This window comes from Metapseudomonas cellulosilytica (assembly GCF_049334135.1).
Taxonomy (GTDB): Bacteria; Pseudomonadota; Gammaproteobacteria; order Pseudomonadales; family Pseudomonadaceae; genus Metapseudomonas.
Genome location: NZ_JBHZGN010000010.1, coordinates 50,197 through 72,277 on the forward strand (window position 1 = coordinate 50,197; position 22,081 = coordinate 72,277).

Here is a 22,081-nt window from a genome sequence, read left to right on the forward strand (position 1 = left end):
GCCTCCACGGCATTGGCGCGTGAGCTGAATCACCTTTATCGCTATAATCCCTGCCTTTTCCTTCGGCAACTGCACGCCTTCCATGAGCCAATCCAGCGATCTGACCAAGTCCGCCAAACGTACTATCCAACTCGAACGCGAGGCGATCGACGCCCTTCTGCAGCGCATCGACGGCGATTTCGTTCGCGCCTGCGAGCTCATCCTGGCCTGCAAGGGGCGCGTGGTGGTGGTGGGCATGGGCAAATCGGGGCACATCGGCAAGAAGATCGCCGCCACCCTGGCCAGCACCGGCACGCCGTCCTTCTTCGTGCACCCGGCCGAAGCCAGCCATGGCGACATGGGCATGATCACCCCCGATGACGTGGTCCTGGCCCTGTCCAACTCCGGCTCCACCGCCGAAATCGTCACCCTGCTGCCGCTGATCAAACGCCTCGGCATCACCCTGATCAGCCTTACCGGCAACCCTGATTCTGCCCTGGCCAAGGCCGCCGCGGCCAACCTGGACGCCCGTGTGGACCAGGAAGCCTGCCCGCTGAACCTTGCCCCGACCTCCTCCACCACGGCCGCCCTGGTACTGGGCGACGCCCTGGCCATCGCCCTGCTGGAAGCCCGCGGCTTCACCGCGGAGGATTTCGCCTTCTCCCACCCGGGCGGCGCCCTTGGCCGTCGCCTGCTGCTGAAGGTGGAGAACATCATGCACAGCGGCGACAGCCTGCCCGGCGTCGCCCGCGGTACGCCGCTGCGCGAAGCGCTGCTGGAAATGACCCGCAAGGGCCTGGGCATGACCGCGGTACTGGAAAGCGACGGCCGCCTCGCCGGCATCTTCACCGACGGCGACCTGCGCCGCACCCTGGACAAGGGTGTCGACGTGCGCCTGGCCAGCATCGACGAGGTCATGACCGTCCACGGCAAGACCGTGCGCCCGGACATGCTTGCGGCCGAAGCCCTGAAGATCATGGACGACCACAAGATCAACGTGCTGGTGGTGGTCGATGCAGACGACCGCCCCATCGGCGCCTTGCACATCCATGACATGACCCGCGCCGGAGTGATCTGATGAGCAATGAACTCCTTGCCCGTGCCAAGGCCATCCGCCTGGCGGTGTTCGACGTAGACGGCGTGCTGACCGATGGCCGCCTGTACTTCCTCCCCGGTGGCGGCGAATTCAAGACCTTCAATACCCTCGACGGCCACGGCATCAAGATGCTGATGAACGCCGGCGTGAGCACCGCCATCATCAGCGGCCGCCAATCAGAAGTGGTCGAGCGCCGGGCGCAGAACCTCGGTATCCAGCACCTGTTCCAGGGTCGCGAGGACAAACTCGTGGTGCTCGATGGCCTGCTCGCCGAACTCGGCCTGACCCATGACCAGGTCGCCTACCTGGGCGACGACCTGCCCGACCTGCCGGTGATCCGCCGCGTCGGCCTCGGCATGGCGGTAGCCAACGCCGACGCCTTCGTGCGCCAGCACGCCCATGGCGTCACCCAGGCCCGCGGCGGCGAAGGCGCGGCCCGCGAGTTCTGCGAGCTGATCCTGCGCGCCCAGGGCAGCCTGGAAGCGGCCCAAGCCGCCTACCTCTGAGGCCCGCCATGTCGAAGAACTTGCGCCTGGCGCTGACCTTCACGCCCATCGCTGCACTGCTTATCGCGCTCGGCTACTGGAACATCAGCCCGGAAAGTTTCATGGACCGATCGCCAGCCCAGGGTAATGACAACGCCATCGACTTCTACGTCGAGAACGGCAAGAGCACCCAGTTCCAGGCTGACGGCAAGCTGCACTACGAAATGACCGCGACGCGCCTCGAACATATCAAGGCCAGCGATGTCACAATGCTGACCAATCCCGACCTGCTGCTGCATCGCGGCACGGCCTATCCCTGGCACGTGCAGAGCGAGCGCGGCGAAGTCGGCCCCGAAGGCAAGCAGGTTGAACTGATCGACAAGGTCAGGGTGGCCCGCACCGACGCCAAGGGTCGACCCACCATCCTGACCACCAGCCGCCTGACCGTGTTCCCCGACCAGGAATATGCGCAGACCCAGCAAGCCGTTAGAATCGAGGCGGCCAATGGGGTGACTACGGCGAATGGAATGAAAGCGTACTTGAATGACAGCAGGATGCTCCTGCAGTCCAACGTAAGAGGCCAGCATGAGGTTCGTTAATACCCTCCCCCTGTTGCTCAGCCTGGGCGTCGCACTCGGAAGTGCCGCTGCCTGGGCACTGCCTTCTGACCGCGATCAGCCGATTCGCGTGCAGGCCGACAGCGCCGAGCTCGATGACAAGCAAGGTGTCGCGGTCTACCGCGGCAATGTGGTGATCACCCAGGGCACCCTGAAGATCACCGGTGACACCGTCACCATCACCCAGGACGCCAACGGCGACGTCGAGGTCTTCACCTCGGTGGGCAAGCCCGCCTACTACGAGCAGAAGCCGGCCGTGGACAAGGAAATCGTCAAGGCCTATGGCCTGACCATCCAGTACTTCGCCGCCAACGAGCGCATCATCCTGCTCGACCAGGCCAAGGTGGTCCAGGAGGGCAATACCTTCGAAGGCGAGAAGATCGTCTATGACACCCAGCGCCAGATCGTCAACGCGGGCCGCGCCACCGGCGCCAATGTCAGCACCCCGCGACCGCGGATCGACATGGTGATCCAGCCGAAGAAGAAAGAGCAGAAAGCACAGTAATGGCGACTCTCAAAGCCCAGCACCTGGCCAAGAGCTACAAGAGCCGCCAGGTGGTCCGCGACGTCAGCCTGTCCATCGACAGCGGTCAGATCGTCGGCCTCCTCGGCCCCAACGGCGCGGGCAAGACCACCTGCTTCTACATGATCGTCGGCCTGGTGAAGGCTGACCAGGGCCGCGTCCTGATCGACCAGCAGGATGTTACCCACCAGCCCATGCACGGCCGCGCCCGCGCCGGCATCGGCTATCTGCCGCAGGAAGCCTCGATCTTCCGCAAGCTCAGCGTGGCGGACAACATCATGGCGATTCTCGAGACCCGCAAGGACCTCGACCGCGCCGGACGCCGCAAGGAGCTGGAAAGCCTGCTGCAGGAATTCCACATCAGCCACATCCGCGACAGCCTCGGCATGAGCCTGTCGGGCGGCGAGCGCCGCCGCGTGGAAATCGCCCGCGCGCTGGCCACTGCCCCCAAGTTCATCCTGCTGGACGAACCCTTCGCCGGCGTGGACCCGATCTCCGTGGGCGACATCAAGCAGATCATCCACCACCTCAAGGCGAAGGGCATCGGCGTGCTGATCACCGACCACAACGTCCGCGAAACCCTGGATATCTGCGAGACCGCCTACATTGTCAGTGAAGGCCAACTGATCGCCGAAGGTGATGCGCAAGCCATCCTGGCCAACCAGCTGGTGAAGGACGTCTACCTGGGCCACGAGTTCCGCCTGTAACCGCAGGCGAATTGGCCTGCTGGACGACTTGCGATAACTAGGAAAATCCTTCAAGGTCAGGCATATAATTTGCTTCTGGTGGCGCTCAACGCGCCCTGTAGTGGATGGCGCGCGAGCGCCGGCGAATAAGGTGCTAAGCCCTCTGCCATGAAACCATCGCTAGTCCTCAAGATGGGCCAGCAGCTGACGATGACCCCGCAGCTGCAACAGGCCATCCGCCTACTCCAACTCTCCACCCTGGACCTCCAGCAGGAGATCCAGGAGGCGCTGGAATCCAATCCCATGCTGGAACGGCAGGAGGATGGAGACGACTTCGACACCTCCGACCCCATGGCCGAAGGCGACCAGATGCCCAACTCCGGCAGCCAGGAAGCGAGCTTCCAGGAGTCCAGTGTCGCGACCAATGCCGAAGCCCTCGAAGATGGCGAATGGCATGAACGCATCCCCAGCGAGCTGCCCGTCGACACGGCCTGGGAAGACGTCTACCAGACCAGCGCCAGCAGCCTGCCGAGCAACGATGACGACGAGTGGGACTTCACCTCGCGCACTTCGGTGGGCGAAAGCCTGCAGAGTCACCTGCTCTGGCAGCTCAACCTGGCGCCCATGTCCGATACCGACCGGCTGATCGCGGTCACCCTGGTCGACTGCATCAACAACGACGGCTACCTCGAGGAGTCCCTCGCCGAGATCACCGAATCCTTCGACCCTGAGCTCGGCATCGAGCTGGATGAAGTCGAGGTGGTGCTGCATCGCATTCAGCAATTCGAGCCCGCCGGCGTCGGCGCCCGCGACCTGCGCGAATGCCTCGTCCTGCAACTTCGCCAGCTGCCGCCGAACACCCCCTGGCTGAGCGAGGCCCAGCGCCTGGCTGGCGACTACCTCGACCTGCTCGGCAGCCGCGACTACAGCCAGCTGATGCGGCGCATGAAGGTGAAGGAAGACGAACTGCGCCAGATCATCGAACTGATTCAGGCGCTCAACCCGCGCCCCGGCTCGCAGATCGAAGCCAGCGAGCCCGAGTACGTGGTGCCGGACGTCATAGTGCGCAAGCACAATGAACGCTGGCTGGTGGAGCTGAACCAGGAGGCTGTGCCGCGCCTGCGGGTCAATCCGCACTATGCCGGGTTCGTCCGCCGCGCCGACTCCAGCGCCGACAATACCTTCATGCGCAACCAGCTCCAGGAAGCGCGCTGGTTCATCAAGAGCCTGCAAAGCCGCAATGAAACCCTGATGAAAGTCGCCACCCAGATCGTCGAGCACCAGCGCGGCTTCCTGGAATACGGCGACGAGGCGATGAAGCCCCTGGTGCTGCACGACATCGCCGAAGCCGTGGGCATGCACGAGTCCACCATCTCGCGTGTGACCACGCAGAAATACATGCACACCCCCCGCGGCATCTACGAGCTGAAGTACTTCTTCTCCAGCCACGTCAGCACCTCGGAAGGCGGCGAATGCTCGTCTACCGCGATCCGCGCCATCATCAAGAAACTGGTCGCAGCGGAAAATCCGAAAAAGCCGTTGAGTGACAGCAAGATCGCTGGTTTACTGGAGGCACAGGGCATTCAAGTGGCCCGTCGCACAGTAGCCAAGTACCGCGAGTCCCTTGGGATAGCGCCTTCCAGCGAACGGAAGCGACTGATGTGACGCGGAAATTGACCCACGCCAAAGTGTTCCGGTGGCAGGCCCGTTAGCCTGTCTCTTCTACACGGGCAATAAGGAGAAAGCGGTATGCAAGTCAACATCAGTGGACATCAACTGGATGTGACCGACGCCCTGCGCAACTACGTTGTCGAGAAGTTCGACCGTCTGGAGCGCCACTTCGACCGAATCACCAACGTGCAGGTGATAATGAACGTCGAAAAACTCAAACAGAAAATCGAAGCCACTTTGCACATCGCCGGCGGCGAAGTCGTTGCCAACGCGGAACATGAAGACATGTACGCGGCCATCGACCTGCTCACCGACAAGCTCGATCGCCAGTTGATCAAGCACAAGGAAAAGCAGCTTAACCGCCAGCAGGGTGCTACCGCCCGCTGACCCCTCCCCTATGATTCGACTCGAGCAAATCCTGACCCCCGGCCGTTCCCTGGTGAACGTGCCGGGAGGCAGCAAGAAACGTGTTCTGGAACAGATCGCCAAGCTGGTCGCCCGCGACCTTCCCGACCTTGATAACCAGGATATCTTCGAGAGCCTGGTTTCCCGGGAAAAGCTCGGGTCCACCGGTTTCGGCAACGGCATCGCCATTCCCCACTGTCGTCTAACCGGTTGCACGGCGCCTATCAGCGCCGTGCTCCGCCTCGACGCCCCTATCGATTTCGACGCCATCGATGGCGCGCCCGTGGACCTGCTGCTCGTTCTGCTGGTCCCGGAAGCCGCCACCGACGAGCACCTTGAACTGCTCCGCCAGATCGCCAGCATGCTCGACCGCAGCGACGTGCGTGAGCGCCTGCGGCAGGCTCCGGACAGTACCAGCCTGTACCAGGTAGTCGTGGACGTTCAGAGCGGACACTAGGGCCTCGCCATGCGCCTGATTATCGTCAGCGGCCGTTCCGGGTCGGGCAAGAGTACCGCCCTCAACGTTCTTGAGGACCACGGCTTCTACTGTATCGACAACCTGCCCGCCGGCCTGCTGCCAGAACTGGCCGAGCGCGCCCTCCTGCACACGGAGCTGATGGAGCCCAAGGTCGCCGTGTCGATCGACGCGCGCAACCTGCCGAGCCAGCTGCAACGCTTTCCTGAACTGCTGGCAGAAGCTCGCAGCCGCCATATCAAGTGCGACGTGCTCTACCTCGACGCCGATCACGACACCCTGCTCAAGCGCTTCTCAGAGACGCGTCGACGCCACCCGCTGACCAACGACAACCGCTCCCTCGCCGAAGCCATCAAGGACGAAGAAGCGTTGCTGGCGCCGATCGCCGATCTCGCCGACCTGAAGATCGACACCACGCATCTCAACCTGTATCAGCTGCGCGACAGTATCAAGCTGCGCCTGCTGAACCAGCCGGAGCCCGGCACGGCCTTCCTGGTCGAGTCTTTCGGTTTCAAGCGCGGGATGCCGGTGGATGCCGACCTGGTGTTCGACGTGCGCTGCCTGCCCAACCCTTACTGGAAGCCGGAACTGCGCGACCATTCGGGCCTGGAGCAAGCGGTCGCCGATTACCTGGCCGCGCAACCCGACGTCGAGGAGATGTACCAGGATATCCTCAGCTACCTGAACAAGTGGCTGCCGCGCTTTGCCGCAAGCAATCGGGCGTACGTTACCATCGCTATCGGCTGCACCGGCGGCCATCACCGCTCGGTCTATATCGCCGAGCGCCTGGGAGCCGCACTGAAACCCAGTTTGAAGAACGTCCAGGTTCGCCACCGCGACCTCAGCTAGAAGGATTGGAACCGCGATGCCAGCCTGCGAGATCACCATCATCAACAAGCTTGGCCTGCATGCCCGTGCAGCTGCGAAGTTCGTCGGCGTGGCCGGGCGCTATCCGTGCCAGATCCGCGTTGGCCGCTCCCCGGAAAGTCTGGTGGACGGCAAGAGCATCATGGCGGTGATGATGCTGGCTGCGGGCAAAGGCACGCCCATCCACCTGCACACCGAGGGCGAGCAGGATGACGACGCCCTCAATGCGCTGATCGAACTGATCAACAACAAGTTCGACGAAGGCGAATGACCTCTCGCCCGCTGCCAGCAAAATGAAAAACGCGCCCATCAGGGCGCGTTTTCGCAGGTGGCCAAATGTCACTCAACTTCCGGCGACCGTCATCCGCTCGATCAGCACCGAACCGGTTCGGATGTTGCCACGCAGTTCCAGATCGCTGCCGATGGCGACAATCTGCCGGAACATGTCCTTGAGGTTGCCAGCGATGGTCACTTCCTGCACCGGGAACTGAATCTCGCCGTTCTCCACCCAGTAACCCGCGGCGCCACGGGAGTAGTCACCCGTGACCATGTTCAGCCCCTGCCCCATCAGCTCGGTCACCAGCAGGCCGCGCCCCATGCGCCGCAGCAGTGCCGCCTGGTCTTCCAGGCCGTGGGTGACGAAGAGGTTGTGCACGCCGCCGGCGTTGGCCGTACTGGGCAAACCCAGCTTGCGGCCGGAGTAGGTGCCGAGGACGTAGGACACCAGCTCCCCCTTCTCCACGAAAGGTTTTGCGTAAGTGGCCAGGCCGTCGTTGTCGAAGGCCGCGCTGGCCATGGCGCGGGGAATGTGCGGACGCTCGTCGATGGTGACCCATTCGGGGAACAACCGCTGGCCCAGGGCGCCTTCCAGGAAGGAGGACTTGCGGTAGAGGTTGCCACCGGAAATGGCCCCGAGGAAACTGCCGAACAGGCCCGTGGCCAGCTCGGCGGCGAACAGCACCGGCACCTCGCAGGTCGGTACGGGACGGGCGCCAAGGCGCGCCGCGGTGCGCTCGGCGGCACGCCGGCCGATACTCGCCGGGTCCGCCAACTGATCGCCGATACGGCTGACGTCATACCAGTAATCGCGCTGCATCTGGCCTTCGGCCTCGGCGATCATCACGCAGCTCAGGCTGTGTCTTGTGCTGGCGTAACCGCCGACGAAACCATGGCTGTTGCCGTAGACGCGGCAGCCCTGGTGAGTGTTGAGCGTGGTGCCATCGGCCTTGCTCACGCGCTTGTCGACCCCGAAGGCCGCCGCCTCGCAAATCAGCGCTTGCTCCACCGCCTGGTCGGGGCTGATGGACCAGGGATGATAGAGATCGAGTTCCGGCAGGTCGCGGGCCATCAGCGCCGCGTCGGCCAGACCGGCGCACTCGTCCTCGGAGGCATGCTTGGCTATGGCGAGCGCCGCGGCGACGGTTTCGCGGATAGCATCTTCGCCACTCGCCGAGGTGCTGGCCGAGCCCTTGCGCTGGCCGACGTACAGGGTGATGCCGAAACCCTGGTCACGGTTGAATTCGACCGTTTCCACCTCGCCCTGGCGCACGGTGGTGGACAGTCCCTGCTCCACTGAAACAGCCACCTCGCAGGCGCTCGCGCCCTGGCGCCGGGCCTCGGCGAGGATGCGCTCGACCCGCGCCTGCAGTTCCGGCAATGCTTCCGGGCCGACCACTTCTACTTCACTCATAGCCACTCCAGTTCAAAAATTCCTCGACGCGGCGACGCAACCTGGCGCCTCACCGCACGTACCGCGCTCCGGCGGCGCCAGCCGGGCCGGACAACGCGGCCCCGACTGGTTATCATGGCGGCGTTTCCCACTGGACCACCCCCATGTCTGAATTCTTCGACGACGACTTCTCCGGAGAGAAGAGCAAAACCCAGGTCAAGCGCGAGCTGCATGCCCTGCAGGAGCTCGGCGAGCGCCTGACCACCTTCAAGGCCGACGTGCTGGCCAAGCTGCCGCTGACCGACGCCCTGCAAAAGGCCCTGGCGGAAGCGCCGAAGCACAAGGCGCACGTCGCCCGCAAACGGCACATCCAGTACATCGGCAAGCTCATGCGCGAGCAGGACATCGAGGCCATCGTCAGCCTGATCGACCAGCTCGACAGCTCCACCCGCGAATACAACGAGCGCTTCCACGCCCTCGAGCGCTGGCGCGACCGCCTGATCGAGGGTGGCGATGCCGCCCTGGAAAGCTTCGTCGCCGACTACCCGGAAACCGACCGCCAGCACCTGCGCGGCCTGATCCGTCATGCCCAGCACGAAGCGGCCCACAACAAACCGCCGGCCGCCGCGCGCAAGGTGTTCAAGTACATCCGCGACCTGGACGAAGCCAAGCGCGGCTTGCGCTGATCCCTTCCGGGGGCCGTCATCAGGCCCCCGTCCCGCCTACCGTCATCGCATCGATCTTCAGGGTCGGCTGGCCGACGCCCACCGGCACCGACTGGCCGTCCTTGCCGCAGGTTCCCACGCCGCTGTCCAGCGCCAGGTCGTTGCCGACCATGGATACCCGGCTCATGGCCTCGGGGCCGTTGCCGATCAGGGTGGCGCCCTTCACCGGCGTGGTGATCCTGCCATTCTCGATCAGGTAGGCCTCGCTGGTGGAGAAGACGAACTTGCCGCTGGTGATGTCCACCTGGCCACCACCGAGGTTGGCGCAATAGATACCGCGTTCCACCGAGGCGATGATTTCCTCGGGGTCGGTCTTGCCGGCCAGCATGTAGGTGTTGGTCATGCGCGGCATCGGCAGGTGCGCGTAGGATTCGCGACGGCCGTTGCCGGTGCGCGCCACCTTCATCAGGCGGGCGTTGAGCTTGTCCTGCATGTAGCCCTTGAGCACACCGTTCTCGATCAGCGTGGTGCACTGGGTCGGGGTACCTTCGTCATCGACGCTGAGGGAGCCGCGGCGATAGGCCAGGGTGCCGTCGTCGACTATGGTGCAAAGGCTGGACGCGACTCGCTCGCCGATGCGACCGCTGTAGGCCGAACTGCCCTTGCGGTTGAAATCGCCCTCCAGGCCGTGGCCCACCGCTTCGTGCAGCAGCACCCCGGACCAACCCGCCCCCATGACCACCGGCAAGGTACCGGCCGGGGCCGGCACCGCCTCCAGGTTCACCAGTGCCTGGCGCAGCGCCTCTCGGGCATAACCCATGGCGCGGTCTTCCTGGAGGAAGTAGCGGTAATCGGTGCGCCCGCCACCGCCGTGACCACCGCGCTCGCGGCGACCGTTCTGCTCGACGATCACGCTGACATTGAAGCGCACCAGCGGACGCACATCGCCCCCCAGGCTGCCGTCACTGGCAGCGATCAGGATGCGCTCCCAGACGCCCGCCATGCTGACCGTGACCTGCTTGATGCGCGGGTCCAGGGCGCGGGTGGCGGCATCCACCTTCTTCAGCAGGTCGACCTTTTCGGCGCGGCTGATCACATCCAGCGGGCTGCTGGAATCGTAGAGGCGGGTGATCTGCGGGCTGGCGAAGGCCTGCACGCGGCCCTCCTGCCCAGCCCGGGAAATGGAGCGCGCGGCGCGGGCCGCCTGGCGCAGGGCCTCGCCGGTGATGGCATTGCTGTAGGCGAAGCCGGTTTTCTCGCCGGACTGGGCACGCACGCCCACCCCCTGGTCCAGGTGGAAGCTGCCTTCCTTGACGATGCCGTCCTCCAGCACCCAGGACTCCGAGATCTGCCCCTGGAAGTAGAGGTCCGCGGCATCGATGCCGGGGCCGGCCAGTTCGCCGAGGATCTCCGGCAGCTGCTCGATGCTGAGGTCGCCGGGCGCCAGCAGGTGCTCGCTGACGGATAACAAGAGGTCGCTCATAACTTCTCCGTACGCGCCGGCCCGGGGACGGCCGGCGTCATGAATCTTCTGTGGGTGCTCACGGGCATGCGCTGGCGAATCGCCGCCTGCTCCTCGGCGTCGCGCCTGGCCAGCAGCACGGCTTCGCCCTGGGCCTGCTCGGCGAGCACGCGGCCCCAAGGGTCGACTATGGCGGAATGGCCGAAGGTTTCGCGCGGGCCGGGATGCACGCCGCCCTGCCCGGCCGCCAGCAGATAACACTGGGTCTCGATGGCGCGAGCGCGCACCAGCACCTGCCAGTGGGCCGCACCGGTGACGGCGGTAAAGGCCGAAGGCGCGCTGATCAGCTCGGCACCGGCTTCGCGCAGGGCGCCATAGAGTTCGGGAAAGCGCAGGTCATAGCAGACGGTCAGGCCCAGTCGCCCCACCGGGGTGTCGGCCACCACCACTTCGCCACCATGCATGTAGTCATCGGACTCGCGGTAGCGACCGCGGTTGTCGCTGACGTCGACATCGAACAGGTGGATCTTGTCGTAGCGCGCCGCCCGCTCGCCCTGCTCGTCGATCAGCAGCGAGCAGGCGTGGGGGCGGTCCTGGGGTCGGCCGTCTGGCGGTAGCGGCAGGGTGCCGGCCACAATCCACAACTTGAGGTCACGGGCGGCCTGGCGTAGCCAGGGCAGGATCGGGCCCTGCCCCTCGGCTTCGGCGCGCCCCAGGTCCGCCAGGTCACGACGGCCGATGGCGGCAAAGTTCTCCGGCAGCACCGCGAGGCGGGCGCCACCGTCGGCGGCCTGCTCCAGCAGGCGTCGGGCACTGGTCAGGTTGGCCAGGACATCGTCCTGGCTGACCATCTGAATCACGGCAAGGGACATCGAAATCTCCGCTCGGGGCATGGGATGCATGCTAACCCATGCTGCGGCACCTGGCTTCAACGAGGCTTTTCAAAAGGCTTGTCGAAAGTGATCTTCGGATTCTTCCAGGGACCCTGGACCTTGTACTGCACGCTGGCGAAGCGCGCCACCTTGTCCCCCAGCAGCTTGTCCACCACGAACAACGCCCCGCCGATGGCCGGAGCGCCGACTATCAGCGCCGCCATCGGCAGGTTGTTGGTCACCGGCAGGGTCACCAGCAGCTTGGCGTCGATTCGGTCGTTGGCAAGGTCCAGGGTGCCTTCCAGCTCCAGTCCGCTGGAAGGCCCTTCGAGCTTGATCGGCTCACGGGTCACGAAGCGTCCGTCACTGCCCACCAGCAGGCCCTTGACCCGGTCATAGGCCAATCCCTTGCCGAGCAGGTCGGAAAAGTCCAGGCGCAGGCGCCGGCCGATGGAGTTGAAATTAAGCAGGCCGAACACCCGCAAGGCCTGGGCGCCGCCCTCCACCTCGACGAACTGGCCGTTGTGCAGGCTGGCGTCCAGCGAACCGGAATAGCGCTTGAGGCTGACCCAGGCCGGCGAGCCGGGCCAGCGGCCATCGGCATCCAGGCGAAAGCGTTTACTGGTGGCCGAAGGGGCAAAGTTCCAGGCCTTGAGCACATCGGCCAGGTTCTTGCCTTCCATGCGCCCCTTGTACCAGGAGCTGCTGTTCCCGGCCTCACCTTCCCAGCCGGCCCGCCCTCCGACCTTCAACCCCCGCAAGTTGAGGTCCAGTTCACTGAAGACCACGCCCTTGGCGTCGGGCCGCGCCTTGAAGGACCAGGCGCCCAGGGGCGACTCGCCCAACACCACCTGATCGATGCGCACATCCAGCGCCGGTACCTGGCGCGGGTCGACGGCGGCCAGCGGGTCGGGCTTGGCGTCGGCCTCAGCCTCGTTTTCCGGTGGTTCGGGCAGGCGAATCTGCTTCATATGGATGACGATGGGCACACCCTTGGCATCCGCCATCACCACGCTGCCCTGGAGCAGGGCGCTATCCAGGCCAAGATTCCAGCCGCTGGCCGAACGCGCCAGGCTTGCCTTGAGGTTTTCCAGGCTCAGGCCGAAGCCCTTGAAACGCCCGACTTCCAGGTTGGCGCTGCGCAATAGCCGCGCCTTCTCGACACCCTCCTTGGGCACGTACTGCCTGGCCAGTTCCAACCAGGGCGCGGTATCCAGCTCTTCGACCCGACCGCGCACGCGCAAGCCCTTGGCGCCCGGCAGGCTGGCCGTACCGCCCCCCAGCACCAGATCGCCACGCGCCTCGTCCAGCTTGCCCACGGGCGCCGCCAGGGCCAGGCTGGCGAGTCCAGGGGCATCCAGCCAGTAGCGCCGCTCGTCGCCATCCAGGGTCATGCGCCAGCTGGTATCGCGGGATTCGTCGGCGGTCTTGCCATAAGGTGCCGGCAGATCGATGGCCAGGCCCCTGAGGTTGGAATCGACGCCCAGCTGGCTGTCCTTGCCGTCCAGGCTGAGGTTCAGGCTGTAGGGCAGAACACCCGAGGCGGGCAACGGTTGGGTGACGCCGAGCCAGGCGGTGAGGTCCTGAAGGGTGATGCTGCCGGTGGCCAGGATCCGCGAGCGGGCCTTGCCATCGCGTCCCTCGGCCTGGGCCCTGGCGCGCACTTCGCGGCCGAAGACCTGGCCACGGATATCCCGGGAGCTGAGGCCGGTGGCGGTGTCGTAGCGGAAGGCCCCCTTGAGCTGGGTGAAGGACAACTCCGGGCGGGCGATCTTCAGTTGCGCGCCGGTGGTGGCGAGATCCACCACGACATGGGGCGGCTGCCCCTTCTCCAGCGGGATATCGAGTTTCAGGCTGCCGTCGAGGTCACCCTGCCCCTGCCAGCCGGCGAAGATCGGGGCCGTGCCCATGGGCGCTTCCTGGAGAATCTTCAGTCCGTCGGTGAAGCTGCTGTCCAGCTTGGCATCCAGTTGCAAGCGCGGCACCTCGCCCGGCTCCACATGGGGCACCGCCGCCTCGGCATCGCTCACCCGGCTGTCGAGGATGCGCCCATCCGGCACCTTGATCCGTACGCCGGTGTCCTCGATGAACACGTCGCCACGGGCCTCGCGCAGTTCCGGCCAGCCCGGCTGGTAGGCCAGGTTCGCGTCGTGCACCTTGAAGAACAGGCTGAGGGAGCGCGCCGCCGGTTCGGCGCCTCGGGCCAGGGAGCCCTGGTACTGGAAGTAGCCCTCGTCCACCGCCCCGCCCTTGATGGCCTCCTTGAGCCACTTGGCCAGGGCCGGGTTGAGCCCGGGGGAGCGGGTCGGCAGGTATTTCTCGGTGTAGCGGGCGTCGCCCTCACGCAGGCCGACGCGCAGGTCCATGTAGTCCTCGGCCGCGGGGTCGCGCATCAGGCGGATCAGCATGTCGCCAGCGATGTCGCCCTCCTCGCCAGCGAGGCGCATGTAGGGGCTGGCCAGGGTGAAGGCACTGTCATCGAGGGTCCAGGTCAGCCGCGCGCGGGCCTCCCGGTAGCGCCAGGGCTTGGGAAAGAGGTGGTCGAGATGCAGCATGAAATCATCCGCATCCAGGCGCAGCTCGCCCTGCTGGAGATCGCCCACCAGGCTGCCGCTGACGTTCTCCGCCGCAGGCGCGCCGTGATAGGCGTCAATACCGACGCCGTCCAGATTGCTGCTGAACTCCAGGCGCTTGGCACCCTGCTGCTGCGGCCGATAGAAGAGCGTCAGGTTGCGCAGGGCGCCGCGGGGCCTGAGACCGGCCACGGCTGCCGCGGCCTGCTCGGGCAGTGGTACCAGCGCATCGACGACCGGCAGCAGGGGGCCGACGTCCAGGCGATCGGCGCTGAGCCGCCACTCCGGCTGCTCACCGGCCTTCTGGTCGAGGCGGATATGGGCCTCGCCCCAGCGCTGCTTGCCGATGTTCATCGCCAGGGAATCCAGCAGGACCTGGTAGCCCTCGGCGGTGCGGCTGATATAGGCATTCAGCGCCAGGTTGCCCAGCGTGACGGGCTTGCGTTCGGCGTAGGCGCCACGCGCCTCGGGCACATGCAGCCGGACCACCGCACGCTTGAGGCCGCCCTTGACCCAGTCCAGCCAGGCCTCGCCGCCGGCCTGCAGACGCTGCAGTTGCCAGTCGCGGGTCAGGCTCGCCGGTACCCAGCGCGCCCAGTCGGTCTGCGGCAGGCTCAGATAGAGTTCGGCATCGCTCTGCAACCAAGCCTCGCTGTCCATCCGCGTCTGCAGTCGCAGGGCGAGGGGCTGCCCGTCAGGCAGTTCGAGACGGCCATCGAGACGCTGGCGACTGCCGCTGGCCCGAAGGCCCAGGTTGACCTGGCTGAAATGGACGGGGTCCTGGCCACGGGGCTCGAGGGTGATCTGGCTGTTCAGCACCGAGACATGGCCGATCCGCTGCAACAACTCGCGCACCTGACGCGGACCGGGAAGCGGCGCGTCGGCGTTGGCGACGAAGCCTTCCAGACTCCATTTGCCGGCCTCGTCCTGGCGCAGGTCGAGCTGGATGCCGTCCAGCTCCAGGCGGGCGATGCGCGGTTGCCAGGCCAACAGGCTGCCGAGCATGTCGGGCACCACGCGGATCTGTGCCAGGCGCAAGGCGCCGTCGCCCTCCCCCAACTGAACGTCGTGGGCGATCAGCAGCGGTGCCAGGTCGTACCAGCGGCCCTCCAGGCTGCCGACCTTCAGCGACGGCCCCAGCGCGGCGGATGCCTTGGCCTCCACCTCTGCGCGGTATTCCGCCACCAGGGGCACCAGCTCACGCCCGAGACTGACATAGAGCGCCGCCAGCACCAGGAACAAGGCGCAGAGGCCCAGCAGCCAGCGCAGGGCGCGCATCAACCCACGGGCGAAGGAGTCCACTCAGCTCAGCGCCTCAGAGCAGGACCACATCGTACTGTTCCTGGGAATACATGGTTTCCACCTGGAACTTGATGGGCCGCCCGATGAACGCCTCCAGATCGGCGACGTTCCCCGACTCTTCGTCCAGCAGGCGGTCCACCACCTTCTGGTTGGCCAGCACCAGGTAACCCTCGGCCTGGTAGGCGCGGGCCTCGCGGAGGATCTCGCGGAAGATCTCGTAGCAGATGGTTTCCGCCGTCTTCAGCAGGCCGCGTCCCTGGCAGCAGGAACAGGGTTCGCAGAGCACCTGGATCAGGCTTTCGCGGGTGCGCTTGCGGGTCATCTGCACCAGGCCGAGTTCGGTGATGCCGATGATGTTGGTCTTGGCGTGGTCACGCTCCAGCTGCTTTTCCAGGGTGCGCAACACCTGGCGCTGGTGCTCTTCATCCTCCATGTCGATGAAGTCGATGATGATGATCCCGCCCAGGTTGCGCAGGCGCAGCTGGCGGGCGATGGCGGTGGCGGCCTCGAGGTTGGTCTTGAAGATGGTCTCTTCGAGGGTGCGGTGGCCGACGAAGGCGCCGGTGTTGACGTCGATGGTGGTCATCGCCTCGGTGGGGTCGATGATCAGGTAGCCACCGGACTTGAGCAGCACCTTGCGTTCCAGGGCCTTCTGGATTTCGTCCTCGACGCCATAGAGGTCGAAGATCGGCCGCTCACCGGGGTAATGCTCCAGGCGGTCGGCGATTTCCGGCATCAGCTCGTCGACGAACTGGGTGACCTTCTGGAAGGTCTCCCGCGAGTCGATGCGGATCTTCTCGATACGCGGGTTGACCAGGTCGCGCAGGGTGCGCAGCGCCAGGCTGAGGTCTTCGTAGATGACCGAGGGCGCGGGCGCGGTCTGCATCTGCGCGGAAATCTGCTCCCAGAGCCGGCGCAGGTAGCGGATATCCACCAGGATCTCGTCGGCGCGGGCGCCATCGGCGGCGGTGCGCAGGATGAAGCCTCCGGCTTCTTCGATACCTTCGGCGGCGATGCAGTCGGCCACCACCTGTTTGAGGCGATCGCGCTCGGCTTCGTCTTCGATCTTCAGCGAAATACCGACATGACTGGTGCGCGGCATGTACACCAGATAACGCGAAGGAATCGACAGCTGGGTGGTCAGGCGCGCGCCCTTGCTGCCGATCGGGTCCTTGGTGACCTGCACCACCAGGCTCTGGCCCTCGTGCACCAGGGCACTGATGCTCTCCACCGCACTGCCTTCGCGAGTGCTGATTTCGGAAGCGTGGATGAACGCCGCGCGGTCCAGGCCGATGTCGACGAAGGCCGCCTGCATGCCCGGCAGCACTCGCACCACCTTGCCCTTGTAGATGTTGCCGACTATGCCGCGGCGTTGCGTGCGCTCGACATGCGCCTCTTGCAGAACACCGTTCTCGACTACCGCCACGCGCGATTCCATCGGCGTGATATTGATCAGAATCTCTTCGCTCATGCCGTTGACCTATCCCAGGTGCTGCCAACAAGGAATGCCGAACCCGGCGAGCATTTCCGCCGTTTCCAGCAGCGGCAATCCCACTACCGCTGAATAACTGCCCTCTACTCGACTGACGAACACCGCACCCAACCCCTGGATAGCGTAGCTGCCCGCCTTGTCCGCGGGCTCGCCGCTGGCCCAGTAGGCGTCCAGTTCAGGCTGGGAAATCGCGCGGAAGCGCACCCGGCTGGTGACCACCTGGGCCTCGCAGCGCGCGGCGTCGGCCAGCGCCACGGCGGTGAGCACCTCATGCTCGCGGCCGGACAGCGATGCCAGGGTGGCCAGGGCGTCGTCACGATCGAGCGGTTTGCCGAGAATACGGCCATCCAGTACCACGGCGGTATCGGCGCCGAGCACGCAGGCACCAGTCGACTCGGCCAGGGAGGCGAATCCCGCCAGGGCCTTTTCGCGGGCCAGGCGCTCGACATAGGCGTAGGCGGATTCACCCGGCTGGGCGGTTTCGTCGATGGAGGCGATCAGGGTGACATGGGGAACGCCGATCTGCGCCAGCAATTCGCGCCGGCGCGGCGACCCCGAAGCCAGGTACAGCGTGGCCATGCGGACTTCTCCCTGTCGAGGACAGAGGCTTGCGACATGGCCGCAAGCCGATCAGTTGACGTTGAGGCGGCGACTCGTGCCGCGCAAGGCGGCATACACCCAGGGCCAGAGCAGCGCGCTGACCAGCGCGGGCAGCAGGAAGACCAGGGTCGGGGGACGATTACCGGTGAGGGCATTGAGCCACAGCTGCACCAGCTGGGCCAGACCGAAAACTACGAGCAGCACCAGACACTGCTGCCACATGGGAAACATGCGCAGGCGCTGGTGCAGGGTCAGCACCAGGAAAGTGATCAGGGCGAGAATCAACGCGTTCTGTCCGAGGAGGCTGCCATAGAGCACATCTTCCGCCAGGCCCAGGACCCAGGCCGTGGTCATGCCGACCCGGTGCGGCAGCGCAAGGGTCCAGTAGGTGAGGAACAGCGCCAGCCAGAGCGGCCGACCGATTTCCATGAAGCTCGGCAATGGCCCGACGCTGAGCACCAGGCCCAGGATCAGGCTGAGCCAGATGACCCAGCCATTGTTGGAGCGCTGACCGACCATCAGTGGTTCTCCTGGCTGTTCTGCGCCGCCGGCGGCTTGGCTGGCGCGGCCTGGGTGGGCGCCGCGGGTGCGCTGGCCGGAGCGGCGGGAGCGGCGGGAGCTGCGGGAGCTGCGGGAGCTGCCGCCGCGTTGGCGGCAGGCACGGCCTGGCCGGCGGCGGCCGGCGCGCTGCCCTGGGGTTGCGCCGCGGCTTCGCGGTCGGCGGCTTCCTGGGCCTTGGCGGCGTCGTTGGCGCGCTCTTCGGGACTGCGGGAGTCAGTGAACACCAGCAACATGTAACGGCTACGGTTCAGCGCGGCGGTGGGCACCGCGCGGACGATGGCGAACGGCTGGCCGGAGTCGTGAATGACTTCCTTGACCGTCGCCACCGGATAACCGGCCGGGAAGCGCTGGCCCATGCCGGAGCTGACCAGCAGGTCGCCTTCCTTGATGTCGGCGGTATCGGCCACGTGGCGCAGCTCGAGGCGCTCGGGGTTGCCGGTACCGCTGGCAATGGCGCGCAGGCCGTTGCGGTTCACCTGCACCGGAATGCTGTGGGTGGTATCGGTCAGCAGCAGGACACGGGCGGTGTAAGGCATCACCTCCACCACCTGGCCCATCAGGCCGCGGGCATCCAGTACCGGCTGGCCGAGGAATACGCCGTCCTTTTCGCCCTTGTCGATCAGGATGCGGTGGGTAAAGGGGTTGGGATCAACGCCGATCAGCTCGCCCACCAGCACCTTCTCGTCCACCAGGGCCGAGGAGTTGAGCAGCTCGCGCAGGCGCACGTTCTGCTCGGTGAGGGTCGCCAGTTTCTGCAGGCGGCGCTGCATCAGCAGGGCTTCGGCCTTGAGCTTCTCGTTCTCGGCGATCAGGGTGCTGCGGCTGGTGAACTGGTCGCTGACGCCGTCCCAGGCGCGCACCGGCAGGTCAGCCAGCCAGTAGAAGGGCGTGAGGACCAGGCCCATCTGGCTGCGCATCGGCTTCAAGGTGTCGAAACGGGCGTCGACCACCATCAGCGCAGCCGACAGCACGGCGAACACCAGCATGCGCACGCCGAGCGAGGGTCCCTTGGTAAATAACGGCTTGATGGCCCGCTCCTATGGCTGCGACGCTCTCCAACCTCACTCGGTGGAGAGCAGATCCATCGCGTGACGGTCCATCATCTCCAGGGCACGGCCACCACCACGGGCGACACAGGTCAGAGGATCTTCGGCGACGATCACCGGCAGACCGGTTTCCTGGGCCAGCAGCTTGTCCAGGTCGCGCAGCAGCGCACCACCACCGGTCAGCACCAGGCCGCGCTCGGCGATGTCGGACGCCAGTTCCGGCGGCGACTGTTCCAGGGCGCTCTTGACAGCCTGGACGATGGTCGAAAGCGACTCCTGCAGGGCTTCGAGCACTTCATTGGAGTTCAGGGTGAAGCTGCGCGGCACGCCTTCGGCCAGGTTGCGGCCACGAACGTCAATCTCACGGACTTCGCCGCCCGGATAGGCGTTGCCGATTTCCTGCTTGATGCGCTCGGCGGTGGATTCGCCGATCAGGCTGCCGTAGTTGCGGCGCACGTAGGTGACGATGGACTCGTCGAAGCGGTCGCCGCCAACGCGTACGGATTCGGCGTAGACCACGCCGTTCAGGGAAATCAGGGCGATTTCGGTGGTGCCGCCGCCGATGTCCACGACCATGGAGCCGCGGGCCTCTTCCACCGGCAGGCCGGCGCCGATGGCGGCAGCCATGGGTTCCTCGATCAGGAACACTTCACGGGCGCCGGCGCCCAGGGCGGATTCACGGATGGCACGGCGTTCCACCTGGGTGGACTTGCAGGGCACGCAGATCAGCACGCGCGGGCTCGGCTGCAGGAAGCTGTTCTCGTGCACCTTGTTGATGAAGTACTGCAGCATCTTCTCGCAGACGCTGAAATCGGCGATCACACCGTCCTTCATCGGACGAATGGCGGAAATGTTGCCTGGAGTACGGCCCAGCATGCGCTTGGCCTCGGTACCCACGGCCACGACGCTTTTCTGGTTGCCGTGGTTACGAATGGCGACCACGGAGGGCTCGTTGAGGACGATACCGCGCTCGCGCACGTAAATAAGGGTATTGGCAGTGCCCAGGTCGATCGACAGATCGCTGGAAAACATGCCACGCAGTTTCTTGAACATGGGAGAGGGACCCTAGGCAACGCGTGGGTAAAAAAGTGCGGCAAACTCTAACAATGACGGGGATTTTGGGCAAGGCGCCGATATGTTAAATTGCCTGTTTTTCCGGGCCATCAAGGCCCATCATCGCGGCCTTTGACCGCCCGTTCGCAGCACCGTTCCCCGCTCTATTCCCGCACGGTCGACTGCCCACGCAGGCCGCTTCTAGTTGGAGACCCCCGATGGCGCTTGAACGCTCCGACGTGGAAAAAATCGCCCATCTCGCCCGACTGGGGCTGAACGAGGCCGATATCCCGCGTACTACCGAAACCCTTAACAACATCCTCGGCCTGATCGACGCCATGCAGGCCGTGGACACCGACGGCATCGAGCCCATGGCCCACCCCCTGGACGCCACCCAGCGCCTGCGCGCCGATCGCGTTTCCGAGGAAAACCATCGCGACGCCTACCAGGCCATCGCGCCGGCCGTCGAGAACGGCCTGTACCTCGTGCCCAAAGTCATCGAATAAGGAAAGGGTTTCCCATGCATCAACTGACCCTCGCCGAGATCGCCCGAAGCCTCGCCGCCAAGGAATTCTCCGCCGAAGAGCTGACCCGCGGCCTGCTGGCACGCATCCACCAGCTCGATCCGCAATTGAACAGCTTTATCAGCATCACCGACGAACCGGCCATCGACCAGGCCCGGGCAGCCGACGCACGGCGTGCCGCGGGTGAGCAGGGCGCCCTGCTCGGCGCCCCCATCGCCCACAAGGACCTGTTCTGCACCGAAGGCGTGCTGACCAGCTGTGGCTCGAAGATCCTCAGCGGCTTCAAGGCTCCCTACGACGCCACCGTGGTCGCCCGCCTCAAGGCCGCCGGCGCGGTCAGCCTCGGCAAGCTGAACATGGACGAGTTCGCCATGGGCTCCTCCAACGAATCCAGCCACTATGGCGCGGTGAAGAACCCCTGGGCCCTGGACCGCGTGCCCGGCGGTTCCTCCGGCGGTTCCGCCGCGGCCGTCGCCGCGCGCCTGGTGCCCGCGGCCACCGGCACCGACACCGGCGGCTCGATCCGCCAGCCGGCCGCCTTCACCAACCTCACCGGCATCAAGCCCACCTACGGCCGGGTATCCCGCTGGGGCATGATCGCCTACGCCTCCAGCCTCGACCAGGGCGGCCCGCTGGCCCGCACCGCCGAGGACTGCGCACTGTTGCTGGGCGCCATCGCCGGCTTCGATCCGAAGGATTCCACCAGCGTCGATGCGCCCGTGGATGACTACCTCGCCGCCCTGGCCCAGCCGCTGGCCGGCCTGCGCATCGGCCTGCCGAAGGAGTACTTCGGCGCCGGCCTGGATTCGCGCATCGCCGACGCCGTGCTGGCCGTGGTCGAGGAGCTGAAAAAGCTGGGCGCCACCGTCAAGGAAGTCAGCCTGCCGAACATGCAGCACGCGATTCCCGCCTACTACGTGATCGCCCCAGCGGAAGCCTCCTCCAACCTGTCGCGTTTCGACGGCGTGCGCTTCGGCTACCGCTGCGAGAACCCGCAGAACCTGGAAGACCTGTACAAGCGCTCCCGCGCCGAAGGCTTCGGCACCGAGGTGAAGCGCCGCATCATGGTCGGCACCTACGCCCTGTCCGCCGGCTACTACGACGCCTACTACCTGAAGGCGCAGAAGATCCGCCGCCTGATCAAGAACGACTTCATGGCCGCCTTCGGCGAAGTCGACGTGATCCTCGGCCCGACCACGCCGAACCCGGCCTGGAAGCTCGGCGAGAAGAACAACGACCCGGTCGCCCAGTACCTGGAAGACATCTACACCATCACCGCCAACCTGGCGGGCCTGCCGGGCCTCTCCATGCCCGCCGGCTTCGTCGATGGCCTGCCGGTCGGCGTCCAGCTGCTGGCTCCCTACTTCCAGGAAGGCCGCCTGCTCAACGTCGCCCACCAGTACCAGCAGGCGACCGACTGGCACACTCGCGCCCCGGCCGGATTCTGAGGAAAGACAA

General features: G+C 65.7%; 22 protein-coding genes. 13 read left to right on the forward strand and 9 right to left on the reverse strand.

Annotated elements, in window-relative coordinates:
* The first annotated feature begins 82 nt into the window (after window positions 1–82).
* The 10 genes from ACFW0H_RS14375 (at window position 83) to ACFW0H_RS14420 (ending at window position 7,075) form a co-directional block, all read left to right on the forward strand.
* Window positions 83–1,057 (forward strand): KpsF/GutQ family sugar-phosphate isomerase, encoded by a 975-nt coding sequence (locus ACFW0H_RS14375; RefSeq protein WP_422914559.1) that lies wholly within the window; start codon window positions 83–85, stop codon window positions 1,055–1,057.
* On the forward strand, window positions 1,057–1,581 hold the full coding sequence (locus tag ACFW0H_RS14380) for a KdsC family phosphatase (RefSeq protein ID WP_422914560.1): 525 nt from the start codon (window positions 1,057–1,059) through the stop codon (window positions 1,579–1,581). Before ACFW0H_RS14375 ends, ACFW0H_RS14380 begins: the two co-directional genes overlap by 1 nt.
* Before the next feature lie 8 nt (window positions 1,582–1,589).
* Window positions 1,590–2,159, forward strand: a complete 570-nt coding sequence (lptC, locus tag ACFW0H_RS14385) for an LPS export ABC transporter periplasmic protein LptC (RefSeq protein ID WP_422914561.1) — start codon at window positions 1,590–1,592, stop codon at window positions 2,157–2,159.
* The gene (lptA, locus tag ACFW0H_RS14390; protein ID WP_422914562.1) at window positions 2,146–2,682 is read left to right on the forward strand and encodes a lipopolysaccharide transport periplasmic protein LptA; all 537 of its coding nucleotides are present in this window, start codon (window positions 2,146–2,148) and stop codon (window positions 2,680–2,682) included. The genes lptC and lptA overlap by 14 nt, the downstream gene beginning before the upstream one ends.
* On the forward strand, window positions 2,682–3,407 hold the full coding sequence (gene lptB, locus ACFW0H_RS14395; RefSeq protein ID WP_422914563.1) for an LPS export ABC transporter ATP-binding protein: 726 nt from the start codon (window positions 2,682–2,684) through the stop codon (window positions 3,405–3,407). Before lptA ends, lptB begins: the two co-directional genes overlap by 1 nt.
* A gap of 147 nt (window positions 3,408–3,554) precedes the next feature.
* On the forward strand, window positions 3,555–5,051 hold the full coding sequence (locus tag ACFW0H_RS14400; protein WP_422914564.1) for an RNA polymerase factor sigma-54: 1,497 nt from the start codon (window positions 3,555–3,557) through the stop codon (window positions 5,049–5,051).
* Between the two features lie 84 nt (window positions 5,052–5,135).
* Window positions 5,136–5,444, forward strand: coding sequence for a ribosome hibernation-promoting factor, HPF/YfiA family (gene hpf, locus ACFW0H_RS14405; RefSeq protein ID WP_280290808.1), 309 nt, complete (start codon window positions 5,136–5,138; stop codon window positions 5,442–5,444).
* 10 nt (window positions 5,445–5,454) lie between these two features.
* On the forward strand, window positions 5,455–5,919 hold the full coding sequence (ptsN, locus tag ACFW0H_RS14410) for a PTS IIA-like nitrogen regulatory protein PtsN (protein WP_422914565.1): 465 nt from the start codon (window positions 5,455–5,457) through the stop codon (window positions 5,917–5,919).
* A 9-nt stretch (window positions 5,920–5,928) separates the two neighbouring features.
* Window positions 5,929–6,786, forward strand: coding sequence for an RNase adapter RapZ (gene rapZ / locus ACFW0H_RS14415; RefSeq protein ID WP_422914566.1), 858 nt, complete (start codon window positions 5,929–5,931; stop codon window positions 6,784–6,786).
* Window positions 6,787–6,802: 16 nt separating this feature from the next.
* Window positions 6,803–7,075 carry an HPr family phosphocarrier protein gene (locus ACFW0H_RS14420; RefSeq protein WP_422914567.1) on the forward strand — a complete coding sequence of 91 codons (273 nt, stop codon included), beginning with the start codon at window positions 6,803–6,805 and terminating at the stop codon, window positions 7,073–7,075.
* Window positions 7,076–7,147: 72 nt separating this feature from the next.
* On the opposite strand, the gene pmbA is transcribed toward ACFW0H_RS14420, so the two are convergent.
* Window positions 7,148–8,494, reverse strand: a complete 1,347-nt coding sequence (gene pmbA / locus ACFW0H_RS14425; protein WP_422914568.1) for a metalloprotease PmbA — start codon at window positions 8,492–8,494, stop codon at window positions 7,148–7,150.
* Window positions 8,495–8,637: 143 nt separating this feature from the next.
* On the opposite strand from pmbA, the gene yjgA reads away from it, so the two are divergent.
* Entirely contained in the window at window positions 8,638–9,159 is a 522-nt protein-coding gene (yjgA, locus tag ACFW0H_RS14430; RefSeq protein WP_153922234.1) for a ribosome biogenesis factor YjgA, read from the forward strand.
* 19 nt (window positions 9,160–9,178) lie between these two features.
* Here the strand turns inward: yjgA and tldD are convergent, their stop codons facing one another.
* The 8 genes from tldD to mreB form a co-directional block, all read right to left on the reverse strand.
* On the reverse strand, window positions 9,179–10,621 hold the full coding sequence (gene tldD, locus ACFW0H_RS14435; protein ID WP_422914569.1) for a metalloprotease TldD: 1,443 nt from the start codon (window positions 10,619–10,621) through the stop codon (window positions 9,179–9,181).
* Window positions 10,618–11,472, reverse strand: a complete 855-nt coding sequence (locus ACFW0H_RS14440; RefSeq protein WP_422914570.1) for a carbon-nitrogen hydrolase family protein — start codon at window positions 11,470–11,472, stop codon at window positions 10,618–10,620. Before ACFW0H_RS14440 ends, tldD begins: the two co-directional genes overlap by 4 nt.
* A 56-nt stretch (window positions 11,473–11,528) precedes the next feature.
* Entirely contained in the window at window positions 11,529–15,347 is a 3,819-nt protein-coding gene (locus tag ACFW0H_RS14445) for a YhdP family protein (RefSeq protein ID WP_422914571.1), read from the reverse strand.
* 13 nt (window positions 15,348–15,360) lie between these two features.
* On the reverse strand, window positions 15,361–16,818 hold the full coding sequence (gene rng, locus ACFW0H_RS14450) for a ribonuclease G (protein ID WP_422914572.1): 1,458 nt from the start codon (window positions 16,816–16,818) through the stop codon (window positions 15,361–15,363).
* A 9-nt stretch (window positions 16,819–16,827) separates the two neighbouring features.
* A complete protein-coding gene (locus tag ACFW0H_RS14455) occupies window positions 16,828–17,418 on the reverse strand; it encodes a Maf family protein (protein WP_422914573.1) in 591 nt (196 codons plus the stop codon).
* 51 nt (window positions 17,419–17,469) lie between these two features.
* Window positions 17,470–17,958 (reverse strand): rod shape-determining protein MreD, encoded by a 489-nt coding sequence (mreD, locus tag ACFW0H_RS14460; RefSeq protein WP_422914574.1) that lies wholly within the window; start codon window positions 17,956–17,958, stop codon window positions 17,470–17,472.
* The gene (gene mreC / locus ACFW0H_RS14465) at window positions 17,958–18,980 is read right to left on the reverse strand and encodes a rod shape-determining protein MreC (RefSeq protein WP_422914713.1); all 1,023 of its coding nucleotides are present in this window, start codon (window positions 18,978–18,980) and stop codon (window positions 17,958–17,960) included. Before mreC ends, mreD begins: the two co-directional genes overlap by 1 nt.
* Window positions 18,981–19,061: 81 nt before the next feature.
* Window positions 19,062–20,099, reverse strand: a complete 1,038-nt coding sequence (mreB, locus tag ACFW0H_RS14470; RefSeq protein ID WP_422914575.1) for a rod shape-determining protein MreB — start codon at window positions 20,097–20,099, stop codon at window positions 19,062–19,064.
* 218 nt (window positions 20,100–20,317) lie between these two features.
* On the opposite strand from mreB, the gene gatC reads away from it, so the two are divergent.
* Both gatC and gatA read left to right on the forward strand, forming a co-directional pair.
* Entirely contained in the window at window positions 20,318–20,605 is a 288-nt protein-coding gene (gene gatC, locus ACFW0H_RS14475) for an Asp-tRNA(Asn)/Glu-tRNA(Gln) amidotransferase subunit GatC (RefSeq protein ID WP_422914576.1), read from the forward strand.
* A gap of 14 nt (window positions 20,606–20,619) precedes the next feature.
* Window positions 20,620–22,071, forward strand: a complete 1,452-nt coding sequence (gatA, locus tag ACFW0H_RS14480) for an Asp-tRNA(Asn)/Glu-tRNA(Gln) amidotransferase subunit GatA (protein WP_422914577.1) — start codon at window positions 20,620–20,622, stop codon at window positions 22,069–22,071.
* Window positions 22,072–22,081 lie beyond the last annotated feature (10 nt).

Coding starts and splice junctions, on each gene's coding strand:
- ACFW0H_RS14375 (WP_422914559.1), top strand. CDS start 83: ATGAGCCAATCCAGCGATCTGACCAAGTCCGCCAAACGTACTATCCAA.
- ACFW0H_RS14380 (WP_422914560.1), top strand. CDS start 1,057: ATGAGCAATGAACTCCTTGCCCGTGCCAAGGCCATCCGCCTGGCGGTG.
- lptC (WP_422914561.1), top strand. CDS start 1,590: ATGTCGAAGAACTTGCGCCTGGCGCTGACCTTCACGCCCATCGCTGCA.
- lptA (WP_422914562.1), top strand. CDS start 2,146: ATGAGGTTCGTTAATACCCTCCCCCTGTTGCTCAGCCTGGGCGTCGCA.
- lptB (WP_422914563.1), top strand. CDS start 2,682: ATGGCGACTCTCAAAGCCCAGCACCTGGCCAAGAGCTACAAGAGCCGC.
- ACFW0H_RS14400 (WP_422914564.1), top strand. CDS start 3,555: ATGAAACCATCGCTAGTCCTCAAGATGGGCCAGCAGCTGACGATGACC.
- hpf (WP_280290808.1), top strand. CDS start 5,136: ATGCAAGTCAACATCAGTGGACATCAACTGGATGTGACCGACGCCCTG.
- ptsN (WP_422914565.1), top strand. CDS start 5,455: ATGATTCGACTCGAGCAAATCCTGACCCCCGGCCGTTCCCTGGTGAAC.
- rapZ (WP_422914566.1), top strand. CDS start 5,929: ATGCGCCTGATTATCGTCAGCGGCCGTTCCGGGTCGGGCAAGAGTACC.
- ACFW0H_RS14420 (WP_422914567.1), top strand. CDS start 6,803: ATGCCAGCCTGCGAGATCACCATCATCAACAAGCTTGGCCTGCATGCC.
- pmbA (WP_422914568.1), bottom strand. CDS start 8,494: ATGAGTGAAGTAGAAGTGGTCGGCCCGGAAGCATTGCCGGAACTGCAG.
- yjgA (WP_153922234.1), top strand. CDS start 8,638: ATGTCTGAATTCTTCGACGACGACTTCTCCGGAGAGAAGAGCAAAACC.
- tldD (WP_422914569.1), bottom strand. CDS start 10,621: ATGAGCGACCTCTTGTTATCCGTCAGCGAGCACCTGCTGGCGCCCGGC.
- ACFW0H_RS14440 (WP_422914570.1), bottom strand. CDS start 11,472: ATGTCCCTTGCCGTGATTCAGATGGTCAGCCAGGACGATGTCCTGGCC.
- rng (WP_422914572.1), bottom strand. CDS start 16,818: ATGAGCGAAGAGATTCTGATCAATATCACGCCGATGGAATCGCGCGTG.
- ACFW0H_RS14455 (WP_422914573.1), bottom strand. CDS start 17,418: ATGGCCACGCTGTACCTGGCTTCGGGGTCGCCGCGCCGGCGCGAATTG.
- mreD (WP_422914574.1), bottom strand. CDS start 17,958: ATGGTCGGTCAGCGCTCCAACAATGGCTGGGTCATCTGGCTCAGCCTG.
- mreB (WP_422914575.1), bottom strand. CDS start 20,099: ATGTTCAAGAAACTGCGTGGCATGTTTTCCAGCGATCTGTCGATCGAC.
- gatC (WP_422914576.1), top strand. CDS start 20,318: ATGGCGCTTGAACGCTCCGACGTGGAAAAAATCGCCCATCTCGCCCGA.
- gatA (WP_422914577.1), top strand. CDS start 20,620: ATGCATCAACTGACCCTCGCCGAGATCGCCCGAAGCCTCGCCGCCAAG.